At 63.3% G+C, this 18,220-nt stretch carries 15 protein-coding genes; 3 read left to right on the top strand and 12 right to left on the bottom strand.

The genetic code is table 11. The features are described from left to right. Positions 1-73 precede the first annotated feature (73 nt). Positions 74-562, bottom strand: coding sequence for a glutathione peroxidase (locus K7H91_RS23810; RefSeq protein WP_230722671.1), 489 nt, complete (start codon positions 560-562; stop codon positions 74-76). Between the two features lie 84 nt (positions 563-646). Further along, complete coding sequence (gene ychF / locus K7H91_RS23805; protein ID WP_230722670.1) at positions 647-1,750, bottom strand: redox-regulated ATPase YchF; 1,104 nt, start codon at positions 1,748-1,750, stop codon at positions 647-649. A 217-nt stretch (positions 1,751-1,967) separates the two neighbouring features. Here ychF and clpS point away from each other — a divergent pair, with 217 nt between their 5' ends. Further along, positions 1,968-2,279 carry an ATP-dependent Clp protease adapter ClpS gene (clpS, locus tag K7H91_RS23800; protein WP_026173815.1) on the top strand — a complete coding sequence of 104 codons (312 nt, stop codon included), beginning with the start codon at positions 1,968-1,970 and terminating at the stop codon, positions 2,277-2,279. Positions 2,280-2,285: 6 nt separating this feature from the next. On the opposite strand, the gene pth is transcribed toward clpS, so the two are convergent. The 5 genes from pth to topA all read right to left on the bottom strand — a co-directional run bounded on the left by pth (position 2,286) and on the right by topA (position 11,335). Continuing rightward, complete coding sequence (gene pth / locus K7H91_RS23795) at positions 2,286-3,002, bottom strand: aminoacyl-tRNA hydrolase (protein WP_230722669.1); 717 nt, start codon at positions 3,000-3,002, stop codon at positions 2,286-2,288. 54 nt (positions 3,003-3,056) lie between these two features. After that, the gene (locus tag K7H91_RS23790; protein WP_230722668.1) at positions 3,057-5,294 is read right to left on the bottom strand and encodes a putative bifunctional diguanylate cyclase/phosphodiesterase; all 2,238 of its coding nucleotides are present in this window, start codon (positions 5,292-5,294) and stop codon (positions 3,057-3,059) included. Positions 5,295-5,553: 259 nt separating this feature from the next. Further along, positions 5,554-6,213, bottom strand: a complete 660-nt coding sequence (locus tag K7H91_RS23785) for a 50S ribosomal protein L25/general stress protein Ctc (RefSeq protein ID WP_230722667.1) — start codon at positions 6,211-6,213, stop codon at positions 5,554-5,556. Positions 6,214-6,392: 179 nt separating this feature from the next. Continuing rightward, entirely contained in the window at positions 6,393-8,681 is a 2,289-nt protein-coding gene (gene rnr, locus K7H91_RS23780) for a ribonuclease R (RefSeq protein ID WP_230722666.1), read from the bottom strand. Next, positions 8,678-11,335, bottom strand: coding sequence for a type I DNA topoisomerase (topA, locus tag K7H91_RS23775; protein WP_230722665.1), 2,658 nt, complete (start codon positions 11,333-11,335; stop codon positions 8,678-8,680). Before topA ends, rnr begins: the two co-directional genes overlap by 4 nt. Before the next feature lie 504 nt (positions 11,336-11,839). Between topA and K7H91_RS23770 the strand changes: the two genes are divergently transcribed. Further along, positions 11,840-12,004 (top strand): hypothetical protein, encoded by a 165-nt coding sequence (locus K7H91_RS23770; RefSeq protein WP_230722664.1) that lies wholly within the window; start codon positions 11,840-11,842, stop codon positions 12,002-12,004. A 70-nt stretch (positions 12,005-12,074) separates the two neighbouring features. Here K7H91_RS23770 and dprA read toward each other — a convergent pair whose 3' ends face one another. Genes dprA through K7H91_RS23750 form a run of 4 tightly spaced genes read right to left on the bottom strand, consistent with a single transcriptional unit; the run spans position 12,075 to position 16,118 of the window. Then, positions 12,075-13,199 (bottom strand): DNA-processing protein DprA, encoded by a 1,125-nt coding sequence (gene dprA, locus K7H91_RS23765; RefSeq protein WP_230722663.1) that lies wholly within the window; start codon positions 13,197-13,199, stop codon positions 12,075-12,077. A gap of 58 nt (positions 13,200-13,257) precedes the next feature. Continuing rightward, a complete protein-coding gene (gene plsY / locus K7H91_RS23760; protein ID WP_230722662.1) occupies positions 13,258-13,875 on the bottom strand; it encodes a glycerol-3-phosphate 1-O-acyltransferase PlsY in 618 nt (205 codons plus the stop codon). A gap of 15 nt (positions 13,876-13,890) precedes the next feature. Next, on the bottom strand, positions 13,891-15,180 hold the full coding sequence (locus tag K7H91_RS23755) for a dihydroorotase (protein ID WP_230722661.1): 1,290 nt from the start codon (positions 15,178-15,180) through the stop codon (positions 13,891-13,893). Continuing rightward, positions 15,177-16,118 (bottom strand): aspartate carbamoyltransferase catalytic subunit, encoded by a 942-nt coding sequence (locus tag K7H91_RS23750; protein WP_230722660.1) that lies wholly within the window; start codon positions 16,116-16,118, stop codon positions 15,177-15,179. Before K7H91_RS23750 ends, K7H91_RS23755 begins: the two co-directional genes overlap by 4 nt. Positions 16,119-16,265: 147 nt before the next feature. On the opposite strand from K7H91_RS23750, the gene K7H91_RS23745 reads away from it, so the two are divergent. Next, positions 16,266-17,912 (top strand): acyl-CoA dehydrogenase family protein, encoded by a 1,647-nt coding sequence (locus K7H91_RS23745; RefSeq protein ID WP_230722659.1) that lies wholly within the window; start codon positions 16,266-16,268, stop codon positions 17,910-17,912. 121 nt (positions 17,913-18,033) lie between these two features. Here the strand turns inward: K7H91_RS23745 and K7H91_RS23740 are convergent, their stop codons facing one another. Further along, on the bottom strand, positions 18,034-18,201 hold the full coding sequence (locus tag K7H91_RS23740) for a hypothetical protein (protein ID WP_230722658.1): 168 nt from the start codon (positions 18,199-18,201) through the stop codon (positions 18,034-18,036). Positions 18,202-18,220 lie beyond the last annotated feature (19 nt).

Raw genomic sequence — 18,220 nt, 5'->3', positions numbered from 1 at the left:
AAGGATAAGGGACCATCAAGAACAACAGAGTTGATGACGTCGATGGAAGGCGATCGGTCGGCCATTAGAGTGCTCAGCCCGCCTTCGCCAGCGCGTCATTGATATCGTCCTGAATATCCTCCGGCTTTTCGGTCGGCGCATAGCGCTTGATCGGCTCGCCGTCGCGGTCGATCAGGAATTTGGTGAAATTCCATTTGATCATGCCGGATCCGAGAACGCCGGGGCGTTCCTTCTTCAGATATTTGAACAGCGGGTGGGCATCGTCGCCATTGACATCGACCTTGGCGAACATCGGGAAATCGATATCGAACTGGGTCTTGCAGAATTCGGCGATCTCGTCTTCCGCGCCCGGCTCCTGACCGCCGAACTGGTTGCACGGAAAACCGAGCACCGCGAAGGCCTGATCCTTGTATTTCCTGTGCAACATCTCCAGCCCCTCATATTGCGGCGTGAACCCGCATTTGCTGGCTGTGTTGACGATCAGCAGCACATGGCCCCTGAAATCGGCGAGACTCACGTCCTCGCCGGTTATGCTCTTCGCGGTAAAATCATAAACGCTCATGCCTGTCCCCGGATGCTGATTGGATGAAGCCAATTTGGTGCATAGCAGGGGCGACTTCAAGCAGGCCGGAGAGCTCTCAGGAGCTCAGGTATTAAACCGGAAGTGGATCACGTCGCCGTCGGCGACGACATATTCCTTGCCTTCGTCGCGGGCCTTGCCTGCTTCCTTTGCGCCGGTCTCGCCCTTGAAGGCGATATAGTCGTCATAGGCGATCGTGTGGGCGCGGATGAAGCCGCGTTCGAAATCGGTGTGGATCACGCCGGCGGCCGCCGGCGCCTTGGTGCCGCGGCGGATGGTCCAGGCGCGGGTTTCCTTCGGCCCGACAGTGAAATAGGTGATCAGGTCGAGCAGCTTGTAGCCGGCGCGGATCAGCCGGTCGAGGCCGGGTTCCTCGAGACCCATTTCGGAGAGGAACATCTCGGCTTCCTCCGCATCGAGCTGGGCCACCTCGGCCTCGATCGCCGCCGAGATGATCACGGTTTCCGCCGCCTGTCTGGCCGCCATCTCTTCAACCGCCTTTGTGTGTTCGTTGCCATTGGCGGCATCGGCTTCGGCGACATTGCAGACGTAAAGCACCGGCTTGGAGGTCAGAAGGTTGAGCGCTTTCAGAATCTTCAGGTCCTCGGGGTCAAGCGTCGCATTCAGCCCGCGCACCGGTTGGCCGTCCTGCAAAAGCTTCAACGAGGCCTCCATCACGGGAAGCACGGCCAGCGCCTCCTTATCCTTGCCGGTGGCGCGTTTGCGGGTCTGGTCGGCGCGGCGCTCGAGGCTTTCGAGGTCGGCGAGCATCAACTCGGTCTCGATGGTTTCGGCATCGGCCACCGGGTCGATCCTGCCCTCGACATGGGTGATGTCGTCATCCTCGAAACAGCGCAGCACGTGGACCACGGCGTCGACCTCGCGGATATTGGCGAGGAACTGGTTGCCGAGGCCTTCGCCCTTCGAGGCGCCGCGCACGAGGCCGGCAATGTCGACGAAGGAGATGCGGGTCGGGATGATTTCCTTCGAGCCTGCGATCTTCGCAAGGGCTGCCATGCGCTCGTCAGGCACGGCGACTTCACCGGTATTGGGCTCGATCGTGCAGAACGGGTAATTGGCGGCCTGCGCCGCGGCGGTCTTCGTCAGCGCGTTAAAAAGGGTCGATTTGCCGACATTGGGCAGGCCGACAATTCCGCATTTGAAACCCATGGAAATATCCTGTTTCGTGAATTCGCTTCTGGCCTGTGGCTATGGGCGATCTAGGCCGCCAAGGTCAAGGCTCGATCGACGAAACCGGGCTTTTCTCGCCCCGGCCCTTGCGAAAATGCCGCTGAAAGCGCAAAATAGGTTCATCGTCGGGCGCCGCGATGAATGGCCGCCGCCGGCAACACAATCCTCATCAGAGACCAAATCAGAGAGCAAGCGCGTGAGCGATACGGGCGCCGATACCAAACGCAAGACCAAAACCGTCCCGAAGGTTGAAAAGCCGCGGCTCTACAAGGTCATTCTCGTCAATGACGACTATACGCCGCGCGAATTCGTGCTGGTGGTGCTGAAGGCGGTTTTCCGCATGAGCGAGGATCAGGGCTACAAGGTCATGATCACCGCCCACCAGAAAGGCAGTTGCGTCGTCGCCGTCTACACCCGCGACATTGCCGAGACCAAGGCGAAGGAAGCGGTTGATCTCGCCAAGGAAATCGGCTTTCCGCTGATGTTCAGGACCGAGCCCGAAGAGTAGGGCGGTTCAGTCCTTCTTCGGGCCGAACATCTTTTTCAGCATATCGGCCATCGGGCCGCGTTCCGGCACAGACTGCTGGCCGCGCTGCCGGGCCTTGTGAATATGGGACTGGCCCTTGCGGGCGGGTGCGGCCTTCGGTTCCGGCTTTGCGGGCGGCGCGCCCCCCGAAAGCGCAAGCTTGTTCATCAGCTTCGAATCATCACCACGCACCAGAAGCTCGGCGTTTTCGGCGAGCGCGGCGAGCAGCGGGTCCAGCCACTCCGCATCTGCCTTGGCGAAATCGCCCAGCACATGGCTGTGGACGCGTTCCTTGCTGCCGGGGTGGCCAATGCCAAGCCTGAGCCGCCGGTAGTCGTTGCCGCAATGCGCGTCGATCGACTTGATGCCGTTATGGCCGCCGGAGCCGCCGCCGGTCTTGATCCGCGCCTTGCCCGGCATCAGGTCCAGTTCGTCATAGATCACGATCAGATCGGCCGGCGTCAGCTTGTAGAAGCGCATGGCCTCGCCCACGCTTTCGCCGGAAAGGTTCATGAAAGTCTGGGGCTTGATGAGCAGCACCTTCTCGCCGGCAAGGCTGCCCTCGGCGATCTGTCCCTTGAACTTTTTCGACCAGGGCGAAAACCCGTTCTTCTCGGCGATCGCATCGGCGGCCATGAAGCCGATATTGTGGCGATTGCCTTCATATTGGCTGCCCGGATTGCCGAGGCCCGCGATGATGAGCATGGGTCTGTCCTGTCGTGAAAACCGGTTCTCAACAACCGGTTTTCATCACTGGTGTCAACCGTCGGTAAGCCTTGCGATGGTATCGGCAAGCGAAAGCGGCCGGGAATAGAGGTAACCCTGTGCAAATTGGGCGCCGATGGCATGAACCTGGCGTGCCTGCTCTTCGTTCTCGACGCCCTCGGCCACCATCTTGCATCCCATGTTTAATGAGATTGCGGCGATCCCCTCAATCAGGCGGCGCGACCGGCTGGCGACGGCGGCGTCGTGATCGGTGAGGTTGCGGGTAAACGACTGGTCGATCTTGATCACGTCCACCTGCAGGCGCGAGAGATAGGATAGCGATGAATAGCCGGTGCCGAAATCATCGAGCGCCAGCCGGCAACCCATCAGCCGCAATTTCTGCAGGCTGGCGCGAATCCGATCGCTGTCTTCCATGAACACGGCCTCGGTGATCTCGACAGTCAGACGCGCCGGATCGATGCCGAAGGCTTCAAGTTTCTCGGCCATGAAATCGACCATGTCCGGGGTGAGCTGCACCGGCGACAGGTTCACGGCGAGATAGAGCGCATCATTGCGTAGCGCTCTACTGATCTGCCGGAAACCCGCAAGCGTTTTTGCAAAGAACTGGCGTCCGGCCGGAACGATCTGCTCGGTCTCCTCCGCGATCGCGATGAATTCGCCGGGCATGATCACGCCTTTTTCGGGGTGGTTTATCCTGATCAGCGCCTCGAAGCCGATCGTTGACCCGCCAGCGAAGCTGATGACGGGCTGGAAGTGCGGCTCGAACAGGTTCTCCTCGATGCCCCTTTGCAGATGCGCCTCGGTTTCCGCGCGCCGTCTGGTGTTGGCGAACATTTCCGGCTCGAACCACAGCGTTCCGTGGCGGCCGGCGTTTTTCTGAGCCGAAACCGCGATTGTGGCAAGCCGCAGCAAATCCGTGCCATCGGTGGCGTGGTCCGGCGCGCAGGCGATGCCGATGCTGACATTGGTCGTGATCGAATCCGTCTTGACGATGAAAGGCAGATAGATCGCATCCTGGATGGCGCTGGCGAGCGCCTCGGCCCGCGCCTTGGCATCGGGGCCGGCGAGCACAAAGGCGAACTCATCGCCCCCAAGACGTGCGGCGGCGGTCATTTCATCCAGTGCCGGTGTCAGTCGCTTGATGAAACCGCGCAAGACCTCCTCTCCGGTGCGGAAGCCGTGGTGGTCGACAATGGTCTTGAAGCGGTCGAAATCGACCAGAACACAGATCACGTCCCGCCCGGGACTTGCCAACAGGCGATCCAGAGCCCGCTCGAACCCCATCCTGTTCAAGAGCCCGGTCAGGGGATCGGTAAGAAGCGGTGCGTGCGCCTCCGCGCTGCCCGATATCTCGGGAAGCTCCCGGATGACGGCGAGTATGAAATTGTCGCCATCGGGCGTGGAGACGGGAACGGCGGAAAACCAGATATCGATGCTGCTGCCATCGGCGCGCAGATATTTCAGCGTGCCCGCCTGCGACAGTCCCGAAGCCCGCATCCGCTCCAGCCGGTCGGCCACCATGCGGCGGTCGGGGTCGGCAATGAACTCGGTCATGTGAACGTTCAAGATCTTCTCGCGCCGGTATCCGCCCGCGGTCAGCCAGCCATGGCTGGCGTCGACGATCTGGCCGGTGACCGAAATCAGAACGACCATTTCGCTTTCGCTTTCGAACAATTCGCCGAAAGCGGCGGTGGCCGGCAGCGTCTTGCGTTCCGACAAGGCGAAACTGCGCGAGAACCTGTTCAGCTTCGCCCGGCGTCGGCGCCGCCGCACGCGGCCTTCGAGCAATTCGCGTTTGAAGGCGCTATCCTCCAGGGCTGGCGGCGCCCGCCAGATCAGCAGGCCGAGCGCCACCGCCGCGAACAAGCACATGCCGCGCAGTATCCAGGTGCTCCAGAATGTGGGGTCGGGAAAATAAAATGACACTTGCCCGACCCCGCCCGTCTGGCTCGTGAAGTCAACCGGCTGGCTGTAGGCGAGCAGGCCTCGCTCCTGTCGCCCGGTCAGGTCCTTGTCTCTCACGATCAGTTCGAGCAGACCGGTCCGGTCAGTGATTTCGAGCTTCCTGATGGCGGACGTATTCACAATCGCACTGGCGATTTCGCCGATGGAATTAATGCTGGCGCCCCCAATCGCCGGCGCTACGGAACTTGCCAGATCGGCAATGTGATCCCTGGCCTCAACCCGCCGCTTCTCCGCGACCCAAAGCCCGAGAAACGCGGTCAGCATCATCGTGAAAGCAAGCGCTACCCCGCATGAAAGCGCTATCATATTCGTTCTGCTCAATTGACGGCGTAACACAGAGCGCGCTCCTGCCTGACGCATTGATTGCTGATCCCAAGGGGAGATGTGCCGATATCCAGCGGTTTCAGACGCGTTTTCCCGGTGGGAACAAGGCGCGGCCGACAGACTTAAAACCCTGATATTAAACGCTTCGGCAAGATGATTGGCAAGCGTATTTTAGTCAGCGCTTACAATAAAAGACCGCGAGCTTTCACCCGCGGTCCCTGTCTGCCTGTCCTGGACGGGATCAATTCTCGTCGGAATTGTCGTCGTCGGACTGTGCGGTCGCTTCGACTTCGTCTGCCTCGACGGTATCTTCTTCTTCGTCGGACTTGAGGCCGGCCGGCGCTGCGATCGTGGCAATGGTGAAGTCGCGGTCGGTGATGACCGGCGTCACGTTCTTCGGCAGGTCGACCGACGAAATGTGGATGCTGTCGCCGAGCTGGGCCGAACCGAGATCGACCGTGATGCTGTCGGGGATCGCGTTCGCCGGGCAGTGGAATTCGACTTCGTGGCGCACGATGTTGAGCACGCCGCCCTTCTTGATGCCGGGGCAGGTGTCATCGTTGATGAAGTGAACCGGAACGGCGACGGTCACGATGCTCTTTTCCGAAATGCGCAGGAAATCGACATGCATGACGAAATCGCGGACGGGATCGAGCTGATAGTCCTTCGGCAGGACCATGTACTTGTCCTTGCCGACCTCGACGTTGAACGTGGTGGTCATGAAACCACCGGCGAAGATCAGCTTGGTGATCTCGTTGCGCGAGAGCGAGATTGAAACGGGGGCCTGTTTGTCGCCGTAGATGACGGCCGGTACCATGCCATTGCGACGCAGTTCCCGGGCGGACCCCTTACCGACCCGTTCGCGCGCTTCGGCCGTGAGCACAGAGTTGGTGTTGCTCATAGCAATTCCTTTCGGTTGTGTGCGGAGCGTTTTGCGGCGATATCTGAAAGCCGCAAAGCGGAGCGCCGTTGCCGGCCCTCATTCGCGCTGCCTCCAAGGGTGTCTGCGCGAACGCAGTGCCTATATCCGACACGGTTGTAAAAGGCAAGCGTCGTGCCGGTTTGATCGCCGGGCCGGATTTACCGCCGCCCCGGCCTTCCGCCGCGCATCGGGCGGCCGCGCTTCGATTTGTGGAAGGAGCGGGTCGCCGCCGGCAGCTTCTTGCCTGAACTGAGCATTTCGAATCTGAGCGCGCCGGCCAGCGGAATGGCTTCCACGAGCTGCACCTCGACATCATCGCCGAGCTGGTAGCCAAGCCCGGTCTTTTCGCCGACCAGAGCCTGGCGCACTTCGTCATGGACGAAATAGTCGGCGCCGAGCGTGGAGACCGGGACGAAGCCATCGGCGCCATATTCCGGCAGTGCGATGAACAGTCCGGAACGGGTGACGCCCGCGACCCGGCCATCGAAACTCTCGCCGATGCGGCCGGCCAGATGATGGGCGATCAGCCGGTCGACGGTTTCGCGCTCGGCGGCCATGGCGCGGCGCTCGAAGGTCGAGATCTCGGCGGCGATATCGTCGAGCTGGGCCTCTTCCTCGGCCGTCAGTCCGCCTTCGCCGAGATGCAGTGAAGCCACAAGCGCGCGGTGGACGATCAGGTCGGCATAGCGGCGGATCGGCGAGGTGAAGTGGGCGTATTTCATCAGGTTCAGGCCGAAATGCCCGATATTTTCCGGCGAGTAGACCGCCTGGCTCTGCGAGCGCAGCACCATTTGGTTGACGATGTCCTTGTGCGGGCTGTCCTCGGCTTTCGACAGGATGCCGTTGAACGAATTGGCGCGCAGATTGCCGCCCTTGGCCAGCGGAATGGAAAGCGTCGCCAGAAACTCGCGCAGCGTCTCCTGCTTGGCGAGCGAGGGCGCGTCATGGGTGCGGTAGATCAGCGCCTGGCGCTTCTGCTCCAGCGTCTCGGCGGCGGCGACATTCGCCTGGATCATCATCTCCTCGATCAGCCTGTGGGCATCGAGGCGGGGCGGAACGACCACCCTGTCGACCGTGCCGTCATCCTTCAGCAGGATGCGGCGCTCCGGCATGTCGAGCTCGAGCGGCTGACGGCGGTCGCGGCCGATCGTCATCGTTTTGTAGGCGGCCCAGAGCGGCTTCAGCACCGGTTCCAGAAGCGGGCCGGTCTTGTCGTCGGTGGTGCCGTCGATGGCGGCCTGAGCCTGCTGGTAGGAGAGTTTCGCCGCGCTCTTCATCATGATGCGATGGAAGGTGTGGGAGGCCTTGCGGCCCTCTTTCGAGAACACCATGCGCACGGCAAGCGCCGGCCGGTCCTCGCCCTCGCGCAACGAGCAGAGATCGTTGGAAATCCGCTCGGGCAGCATCGGCACGACGCGGTCGGGGAAGTAGACGGAGTTGCCGCGCTTCAGCGCCTCGCGGTCGAGCGCGGATTTCGGGCGGACATAGTAAGAGACGTCTGCAATCGCGACGGTGACGATCACGCCGCCCTCGTTTTCCGGCCGTGTGTCGGGCTCGGCGAAGACCGCGTCATCATGGTCCTTGGCGTCGGCCGGGTCGATGGTGACGAGCGGCACATCGCGCCAGTCCTCGCGGTGCGACATGGTGGCAGGCTTCGCCGCATCGGCCGCGTCCAGCACTTCCTTCGGGAATATGTGCGGAATGCCGTGGGCGTGGATCGCGATCATCGAGACCGCCTTTTCCGAGGCGAGCGAGCCGACCACGGAAAGCACGGAACCGCGCGCCAGGCCGAAACGGCCGGAACGCTGGACATCGACCTCCACGAGGTCGCCATCCTTTGCGCCGGCAAGGTCGGCAATCTCGACCTCGTCGTCGCGCCGGTCGATCGGCATCAGCCGCGCCGAGCCGTCATCGAGCATGCGGACCACGCCGAGCGCCGCCGTGCGGCGCTTGTCGATCACCTTGATGACGCGGGCGGTATAGGCCGGGCCGGTTTCGGATTTCGACGGGAAGATCTTGGCGAGCACCCGGTCGCCGATGCCGGCGGAAGCCGGCTTGCGCTTGCCGTTCTTGCCGCCGCCCTGCTGGCGGATCAGCACGGCGGGGGCGGCGCCTTCCTCGACCGGCCATTCGGCCGGACGGCCGATCAGTTCGCCGTCCTTGTCGCGGGTGGTGATGTCGAGCACGGTGACCGGGGGCAGGGCGCCCGGGCGCATCAGGCTCTTGCGCTTCTTCTGCAGCAGGCCCTCGTCCTCCAGCTCGCGCAGCATCGCCTTCAGCACGATGCGGTCGTCGCCCTTGATCGCGAACGCCTTGGCGATTTCGCGCTTGGAGGCGCGGTCGGGATTGTCGGCGATGAACTTCAACAGAACATCGCGCGGCGGGACTTCGCCGTGAATGATCTCGTCCGGTTTGCGGGGCCGGGAGGCGGTCGGTTTTGCGCTCAACTGTCGCTCTTTTCAGCCTCGGCCGTCTTCTTCGAGCTGGCCGTTTTCTTTGTCGCCGTCTTGGATTTCGCGGTCGTTTTTTTCGTCGCGGTCTTCTTGGCGGCGGCCTTCTTTGCCGGCTTCTTCAAACCGGCCTTTTCAGCGCGCGCTGCCAGAAGCGGGACCGCCTCTTCCATGGTGATCGCCTGCGGATCCTTGCCCTTGGGGATGGTCGCGTTGATCTTGCCCCATTTGACATAAGGCCCGTAGCGGCCCTCGTTGACGGTCACTTCGCCGCCGCCATCGGGGTGGTCGCCGAGTGATTTCAGCGCTTTGGCCGTCGCTCCCCGGCGTCCGCCATTGGCCTTTTTGTCGGCAATGGCGGCAACTGCGCGGTTAACGCCGACCTCGAACACCTCGTCGATGCTTTCGAGATTGGCATAGGTGCCGTCGTGGAGCACGAACGGACCGTAGCGGCCGAGGCCGGCCGTAATCATCTTGCCGTCTTCGGGATGCGGCCCGACATCGCGCGGCAGCGCCAGCAGCCGGAGCGCCTTTTCAAGGTCGATATCCTCCGGCTTCCAGCCCTTCGGCAGCGAGGAGCGTTTAGCCTCCTTGCCGTCGCCACGCTGGACATAGGGGCCGAAGCGGCCTGAACGCAGGGTGACCATGTCGCCCGTTTCAGGGTCAGCGCCAAGTTCGTTGGGCTCGTTCGGATTGATGCCGCCGTTTGCGGCCTCCGCGTCGCCGGAAAGCTGGCGGGTGAAGTTACATTCCGGATAGTTCGAGCAGCCGACGAAAGCGCCGTATTTGCCGAGCTTCAGCGAAAGCTGGCCAGTGCCGCAGGCCTGGCACTGGCGCGGATCGCCGCCATCCTCGCGCTTGGGGAACACCAGCGGCGCCAGCGCCTCGTTCAGCGCGTCCAGAACATTGGTGACGCGCAGTTCCTTGGTGCCTTCGACCTGGGCATAGAAATCCTTCCAGAAATCGCGCAGCACCTGTTTCCATTCGAGCGAGCCGTCGGAAATCTTGTCGAGCTTTTCCTCAAGCTCAGCCGTGAAATCGTACTCGACATAGCGGTTGAAGAAGTTCTCCAGGAAGGCGGTCACCAGCCGGCCCTTGGGCTCCGGCGTCAGCTTGCGGCCCTCGATCGTGACATATTCACGGTCGCGCAGCGTCGCCAGCGTGGAGGCATAGGTCGAGGGGCGGCCGATGCCGAGTTCTTCCAGCCGCTTGATCAGCGAGGCTTCCGAATAGCGCGGCGGCGGCTCGGTGAAGTGCTGGGTGGCGCGGATCTTTTCCTTGTCGATGTTTTCGCCCTTGTTGATTTCGGGCAGACGGCCGTCGTCGTCATCCTCGTCGGACGGCGTCTTTTCCTCGCGATTGTCGGCATAGGCGGCCAGGAAGCCGTCGAACTTCACGACGGTGCCGACGGCGCGCAGGCCGGCGCTCTCGCCGCCCTTGGCCGCGGTGATCTCCGCGGTGGTGCGCTCCATCTCGGCCGATGCCATCTGGCTGGCGATACCGCGCTTCCAGATGAGGTCGTAGAGCCGGAACTGGTCGGAATCGAGGTACTTTTTCACCGATTGCGGCGTGCGGGTGAAGTCGGTCGGACGGATCGCCTCATGGGCCTCCTGGGCGTTCTTCGCCTTCACCGAATAATGCCGGGCGCTTTCCGGCAGATAGCGCGCGCCGAACTGATCGCCGATCGCGTCGCGCGCCGCCGTCACGGCTTCCGGGGCCATGGAGACGCCGTCGGTACGCATATAGGTGATGAGACCGGCCGTCTCGCCGCCGACCGCGATGCCTTCGTAGAGCCGCTGCGCCACCTGCATGGTGCGCGAGGCGGAAAAGCCGAGGCGGGACGAGGCGGCCTGCTGCAGGGTCGAGGTGGTAAACGGCGGGCCGGGATTGCGGCGAACGGGCTTCGCCTCGACGCTCGCCACCGAATAGGTCGCACCCTCGAGCAGGTCGCGGATGCGGAAGGCCTGTTCCTGGTTCTTCACCGAATTCTTCTGGACGCGCTTGCCGTCGGCTTGCACCAGCCGGGCTTCAAAGGCATCTCCGCGCACGGTTTTCAGATCGGCGACGATGTTCCAGTATTCTTCCGGAACGAAACGTTCGATTTCGTTTTCACGGTCGCAGACGAGGCGCAGCGCCACGGATTGCACGCGGCCGGCAGACCGCGCGCCCGGCAGCTTGCGCCACAGAACCGGTGACAGGTTGAAGCCGACAAGATAGTCGAGTGCGCGGCGGGCGAGATAGGCGTTCACCAGGGCTTCGTCGATGTCGCGCGGATTGGCCATGGCGTCGAGCACGGCCTTCTTGGTGATGGCGTTGAAGACGACGCGCTTGACCGGCTTGTCCTTCAGCAGCTTCTTCTTGTTCAAAAGGTCGAGGACGTGCCAGGAAATGGCTTCGCCTTCCCTGTCCGGGTCGGTCGCGAGAATCAGGCCGTCGGCGTTCTTGACCGCGTCGGCGATATCCTTGACCCGCTTGGTCGAGGCGGTATCGACCTTCCACGACATCGCGAAATCATCATCGGGCAGGACCGATCCATCCTTGGCGGGCAGGTCGCGGACATGGCCAAAGGAGGCGAGGACCTTGTAGTCCTTGCCGAGATATTTGTTGATCGTCTTGGCCTTTGCGGGCGACTCTACAACAACAACGTCCATGTAATCCGTATCCTGGGTCTGCGTCCGAACTTCGTTCGACGCCCGCATCTTCGCGGCAAATTGTCGGTCGCGCGCTCGGCCGTGCCCGCCGGCTTGGCGGCCGCGAGGCGCATCCAGGCAGATGGCGGATATGACGGGGCGTCCCGCTTGTTGGAGAACGCTACCGAGGCGTTCGCCTGATGGCAACCGTCGTCTCCGCTTCTACCAATTTCGCCGGGAGATCAAGCAGAATAGACATTTTTGAGCTGTTTCAGGCTGCATTTACTGTTCCGGCCGGTCGCCCACGAGATGGACAGAGATGGCGGCCGGGTCAAGCCCTCGGAGCTATTTTTGCATGTCTACACGCTAATACAACCTAAAGAGAATACTAATTGTAATTGCAATCCTGACCTTTGGCGGTATTGTTTGGCCGGATGAGTAAAGTGCGGTTCGGATTCGATCCGTAGCCGAAAAATAGGTGTTTGTATGTCGTCCTTTCCAGCCGAACGCGAAGGTTCTCAAAAATTGACCGAGGAGGAAATAATTTATATCCGTCAGATATTGGGCCAGTTGCGCCGGCTTTCAAACAAGGACGGGGCGGAAATGCTCTGCTACCTGATCGACATGGCCTATATAGAGGCTGGTGATCTGCAGACGCAGGTGCTCGCCACCTCGGTGGGCAAGGGCTGAATTCGGTTCTGATCGTCAACGACCTGTAGGGTCTGTTAGCGCTATCATTGCCCTATGAAGGCCGCGTGTCTCAGATCAGCGAGACCCGACCACCCGGGTGCCGCGCAAGCCGGCCGGCGAGATCCAGCTCGAGCAGGATCAACTGAACGGCGGCGGGGTTCACGCCGGTGAAGCGTATCAGGTCGTCGATCTCGCACGGGCTGGGGCCTAGCGCCTCGGCGACGCGTGCGCGGTCGTCATCATCGGGGGCGGCAGGCGGCAGATCTTCGCTCTCCTCCTCGTCGGCCCCACCCCGGATCGGCAGTTCCATCTGGGACAGAGGCGCCAGCGCCTCCAGCACGTCCTCCGGGCTGCACACGATCATCGCGCCCTGCTTGATCAGCCCGTTGGTGCCTTGCGCGCGCGGATCGAGCGGCGAGCCCGGCACGGCCAGCACCAGCCGGCCGCATTCATTGGCAAGGCGGGCGGTGATGAGCGAGCCGGAGCGGTTTGCCGCCTCGATCACGACGACGGCAAGCGAGCAGCCGGCGATCAGCCGGTTGCGGCGGGGAAAATCGCGGGCGCGCGGCTCCCAGCCATAGGGCATCTCGCTGATGGCGGCGCCGCCATCCTCGCAGATTGCGCGATAGAGTTCGATGTTTTCGGGCGGGTAGGGGCGATCGAGGCCGCCGGCAAGCGCGGCCAGCGTGCCATGGGCAAGGCTCGCGCGGTGGGCGGCGGCGTCGATCCCGCGCGCAAGGCCCGAAACCACGGTATAGCCGGCGCCGGCCGCAGCACTCGCGATCATGGCGGTGAATTTCGCGCCGGCGACCGAGGCATTGCGGGCGCCGACAATGCCGAGAGCCGGGCGGGTCGCGACATCGCCGCTGCCGGACATCGCCAGAAGCGGCGGCGCACCGTCGATCGCGCGCAGCGCTGGCGGGTAGTCCGGCTCGCCGATCGCGACGAACCGGCCCTTGTGGCGGGCGGCGGTTTCCAGCTCGGCTTCGGCCTCGGCAACGCTTGCCACCCGAAACCGCTTCCGCGCGCCGCCGCGCACGGCAAGCTCCGGCAGACGCTCGAGTGCTGCCTCGGCGCTGCCATAGTGATTGATCAGTTCGCGAAAGGTGACCGGGCCGACATTCTCGCTTCGGATCAGACGAAGCCAGGCGATGCGCTGGCTTTCCGACAGGGCGATGCCGGGGCGGTTTGTCAAAGGGGCGTTTCCGTGGATGGAGACCGTTCGGTCCCGATGCGGAAAATCCCCCTCGCTGTCACCCCTTGTCTCCGATCCTGCTTTCAGTGCCCGATATCAGGCGCTCGATATTGGTCTTGTGCCGCCACCATGAGATCACCGTCAAAACGGCCATCACCAGTGAAACCTGCGGTAGGCCCATTATCCACAGGGCAACCGGGATGGCAAGCGTCGCAATCAGCGCGGAGAGCGAGGAATAGCGCGAAAGCCGGGCGATCAGCAGCCAGACAAAGGCGAAGATCAGCACCGCCGCCGGCGCGACGCCGAGAAGCACGCCGATATAGGTCGCGACCCCCTTGCCGCCCTTGAAGCCGAGCCAGACGGGAAACAGATGGCCGATAAAGGCGGCCGCGCCCGCCAGAAGCCCGGCGTCGCTGCCGTAAAGCGTCGTGGCGAGGATCACCGCGAAAGTCGCCTTCAGCGCGTCGAGCACCAGGGTGAGGGCGGCCAGATGCCGCTTTCCGGTGCGCAGCACGTTGGTCGCGCCGATATTGCCGGAGCCGATACCGCGAATATCGCCGAGGCCCGCCGCCTTCGTGATCAGGTAGCCAAACGGGATCGAGCCCAGAAGGTAACCGCCGGCCAGCGCAATCGCAGCCTGCGTCGCCGTCAGATCGAATGAAAAGAATGCCGGCACGTCGTCCCCTTCCGGTCAGTCCGCCTGATGGACCTTGATGCCGCCAACATATGTCGCGACGGTCCGTCCCGAAAAGCGGGCATTTTCAAATGTCGTGTTTTTCGAGCGCGAAACCAGCCGGTCTGGCGTCACCACCCATGGTTCGTCGAGATCGATCAGGGTGATATCGGCCTTTGCGCCCGGACGAAGCGAGCCGGCGTCGAGATCGAACAGCTTCGCCGGCCGCGTCGACATCGCATCGATCAGCCGCATCAGCGGCACGTCGCCGCTGTGGTGCAGGCGAAGGGCTGCGGCCAGCATGGTCTCCAGCCCGATCGCGCCATCCTCGGCATCGGAGAACGGCAGGCGCTTGGTGTCGACGTCCTGCGGATCGTGCGAGGACACGATGATGTCGATCAGCCCGTCCTTCAGCGCCTCGACCATCTTCTGCCGGTCCTCTTCCTGCCTGAGCGGCGGCGACAGCTTGAAGAAGGTGCGGTATTCGCCGATGTCGTTTTCGTTCAGCGTCAGATGGTTGATCGAGATGCCGCTGGAAACCGAAGCGCCGCGATCGCGCGCCACGCCCACGGCTTCGACCGATTCGGGGACCGAGATCAGCGCGGCGTGGTAGCGGGCCCTGGTAAGGGTCGCCAGCCGCAGGTCGCGTTCGAGCGGGATCACCTCGGCCTCGCGCGGCGTGCCGGAAAGGCCGAGCCAGCTTGCGAACAGGCCTTCGTTCATGACGCCGGTTTCCGAGAGATAGCGGTCGCGCGGCTCCAGCGCCACCACGGCATCAAATGAGCGGGCATAGGTCATCGCGCGCCGGAGCACCCGGTTGTCGGAAAGCGAGTAGCGGCCATTGGCGAAGGCCACCGCGCCGCCGGCCTTGAGCATGCCGATCTCGGTCATCTCGTCGCCCGCAAGGCCCTTCGTCAGGGCGGCGGCGGGATAGACGTTGACGATGGCATTGTCGCGGGCGGTCTTCAGCACGAATTCGAGCAGCGCGATGTCGTCGATCGGCGGCTGCGTGTCCGGCATCATCATAAAGGACGTGATGCCGCCTGCCGCTGCTGCCTGGCTTGCCGAGCGGATCGTTTCAGTGTGTTCGGCACCGGGCTCGCCGACGAAGACATGGGCGTCAACGAGGCCGGGCGTGGCCACAAGACCGTTGCAGTCGACGATTTCAGCGCCGTCGGGCGTTCCCTGATTGCGGGCATCGGCCCCGGCGGCAACGATCCGGCCGTCCTCGACGATGATCGTGCCGGTTTCATCAAGGTCGCGGGAGGGGTCGATAATGCGGGCGTTTTTCAGAACGAGCGGCTTCATGCGCGCGACCCTCCGTTTTCCGACAGCATCAGCGTCTCCATCACCGCCATGCGCACGGCGACCCCCATTTCCACCTGCCGTTCGATCACGCTTTGCGGGCCGTCGGCGACGTCGGAGGCGATTTCCACGCCGCGGTTCATCGGCCCGGGATGCATCACCAGCGCATCCTCCTTGGCTGCCTTCAGCTTCTCGCGGTCCAGGCCCCAGAAATGGAAGTATTCGCGCACCGAGGGCACAAAGGCGCCGGACATGCGCTCGCGCTGGAGGCGGAGCATCATCACCACGTCGGCGCCCTTCAGCCCTTCCTCCATGGTGTCGCAGACCTCGACGCTCATGTCGCGGATGCCGGAAGGCAGCAACGTTGCGGGGCCCACGACGCGCACGCGCGCGCCCATCGTGTTCAAGAGGATGATGTTGGAGCGGGCGACGCGCGAATGCAGGATATCGCCGCAGATCGCCACCACGATATTGTCGAGCCGGCCCTTGGCCTGGCGGATGGTGAGCGCGTCGAGCAGCGCTTGCGTCGGATGTTCATGCGCGCCGTCGCCGGCGTTGATCACCGAGCAGGCGACCTTCTGGGAGAGCAGTTCGGCAGCGCCCGCCGAGGAATGGCGGATCACCAGCACATCCGGATGCATGGCGTTCAGCGTCATCGCCGTGTCGATCAGCGTCTCGCCCTTCTTGACCGATGAATTGCCGACCGACATGTTCATCACATCCGCGCCGAGCCGCTTGCCGGCCAGTTCGAACGAGGCCTGGGTCCGGGTCGAGGCCTCGAAGAACAGGTTGATCTGGGTGAGGCCGCGCAGCACGGCGTTCTTCTTCTCGCGCGACCGGTTGAAGGCGATCGCCTCTTCGGCCTTGTCGAGAAGAGTGTTGATATCGATGGGAGAAAGCCCCTTGATGCCGATCAGGTGTCGGTGGGGAAAGAAGACCATGAAGCTTTCCTCCATATGAGGTCGGGCGGTCCGTCGGGAGAAGTCCTGGCGTCTATAATGGCTCCCCGGCCTCGCCGCAAGCTTTGACAGATGATATCGAAGCATGCCAACTGCGGATAAGCTGAAAATGGAACCATGTGTGCGCCGATGGCAGACACCGACATTTACAAGACCCTGAACCAGCCGCGACCGTGGAGCAACCTCAACGCGTTCCAGTCGGACCCGCTGCTTGGCGATCTGACGCGCTCCCTCGGTAAACCGCTGCGCGAGGAGTTCGATGCGATCGGGCGATACGTCACCTCGCCCGACGCGCAGGAACTGGCTCAGATGGCCAATACCAGCCTGCCGCAACTCAAGACCCACGGACCGGCGGGCGAGCGGCTTGACGTCGTCTCTTTCCATCCGGCCTGGCACGCGCTGATGCGCCGGACGATGGCGTCCGGCCTGCATTCCCTGCTGTGGGAAGCGCCGCGCGATGCGGATTCGAAGTCCAAGGCGCACAAGCTGCGCGCCGTGCGGCTGTTCCTTTCCGCCCAGCTCGAATGCGGGCATCTGGAGCCGCTGTCGTCGACCTCTGCCTCGCTTGCCGTTCTCGCCGCCGCCCCGCAACTGCGCGACGAATGGGCGCCGAAAATCCTGTCGCGCAAATATGATTCGACCAACCGCGCCCAGAACCAGAAGACCTCCGCCACGATCGGGCTCGCCGTCGCGGAAAAGCAGGCCGGCAGCGATATGCGCGCGCTTGCAACCAAGGCGCATCGGGTCAGCGAAGGCGTCTATCGGCTTTCCGGGCACAAATGGTTCGTCTCCGCGCCGATGAGCGACGCCTTCATCATGCTCGCCGATGTCGACGGCAAGCCCGGATGCTTCCTGGTGCCGCGGCTTCTGGACGAGGGCAGGGGCAACGCGCTGCGCTACCAGCGCCTCAAGGACAAGCTGGGGCTTCGCTCCAATGCGGCTGCCGAGGTGGAATTTTCCGATGCCTTTGGCTTCCTTCTCGGGCCGCCCGATGGCGGGCTGAGGACGATCCTCGACATGCTGACGCTGATGCGGCTCGACAGCGCCGTGATCGCGTCTGGCCTGATGCGCGCGGCGGTGGCCGAGGCGACGCATGCCGCGCGGGGGCGCAAGGTGGCCGGGCGCACGCTTGTGGTCCAACCGCTGATGATGCGGGTGCTCGCCGATCTCGCGCTCGATGTCGCCGCTGCCGGCGCGCTGTCGTTCCGGCTTGCCGAAAGCTTCGACCGCGCCCGCGACAGCGCCGAGGAGGCGGCCTATGCCCGGGTCATGACACCGGTCACAAAATACTGGACCACGAAGATCGCGCCCGCCGTGGTGGCCGAGGCGATGGAGGCAATGGGCGGCAACGGCTTTGTCGAGGATCGGCCGATTGCCCGCCACTATCGCGATGCGCCCGGTCTTGCGATGCATGACGGCGGCGGCAACCTGATGGCGCTCGACCTGCGCCGGGTCGTGGAGCATGGCGGCGAACTGTTCGAGGCCGTGTTCCAGGTCATCGCGCGCGATCTCGGCGCTTCGGGGGGCAAGATCGTGGAACTGCTGCGCGCGGCGATGGCGCTTTGCAAGAGCGATGAGAGTGCTGCCCGTATCTTCATCGAGCAACTGGCACTCGCCGCCGGCGCTGCGGAACTCTACCGGCTCGGGGCCGGGCGCATCGCTGATGCCTTCCTCGAAACCCGTCTTGCCGCCGGCTGGCGCTCGACCTATGGCATGCTCGATACCCGCTTCGACCCGAGCTACATCGTCGAATTGCTGTTTCCCGAAGTCGACTGACGGGCATCTGGACTAAGGAAACAAAAAGGCCACGCCCGAAGGCGCGGCCTTTTTGAATGAAGTTCGCGCCCGCGAGCAAGCTCAAGCGGTCGCAATCCTTCTTGCCGAACGCGTTGGCTGATCAGAACGTCGGGTAGCGGGCGCGCTTGCCCTTGAGTTCAGCGCGGGACTTGCCCATCGCGTTGAGCGAGGCGTCGTCGAGGCGCAGCAGGGCGTCGGCGACGAAACGGTCGGCCTGACGCTGGCGGGCGTCGGTGAGGTTCTTGTAGGCGGTGCGGAAAAAGCCCATTGTCGTAACTCCCTGTCTT

Origin of the sequence: Martelella mediterranea (genome assembly GCF_021021415.1) — a bacterium.
Taxonomy (GTDB): Bacteria; Pseudomonadota; Alphaproteobacteria; order Rhizobiales; family Rhizobiaceae; genus Martelella; species Martelella mediterranea_C.
This window is presented reverse-complemented; position numbering and strand designations above follow the sequence as displayed.